The sequence below is a fragment of the Pseudoalteromonas sp. S3178 genome (genome assembly GCF_005886985.1).
In the GTDB taxonomy this organism is placed as follows: Bacteria; Pseudomonadota; Gammaproteobacteria; order Enterobacterales; family Alteromonadaceae; genus Pseudoalteromonas; species Pseudoalteromonas carrageenovora.
Window position 1 is genome coordinate 1 of sequence record NZ_PNCW01000682.1, and the last position, 269, is coordinate 269.

Sequence of the window (269 nt, forward strand, 5' to 3'; positions counted from 1 at the left end):
CTCGGTGTTCTCGTCGCATCAGGGCAGCTAGATAGTCATGCTATTGCTGATAAAGAGTTTTATGGTGAGCTTGCGTTAAATGGTGAGCTGAGGACGGTCACTGCCATTTTGCCATCTGTTATTGCAGCAGCGAAGGAGGGGAGAACTGCTTACTTACCAATTGGAAACGATGCAGTTGCGAGCCTTGCCGCTGATGCTAATCGTGTTGCTATAAGCTGCTTGCGTACAGCATGGTTAGGCTTAAGCGGCCAGCAATCACTTATGTTTAA

General features: G+C 48.0%; 1 protein-coding gene. It reads left to right on the top strand.

The window, feature by feature from the left end:
• Window positions 1–269: magnesium chelatase domain-containing protein (locus tag CWC11_RS22740; protein WP_283241049.1), on the top strand; the 269-nt coding region annotated here is incomplete at both ends.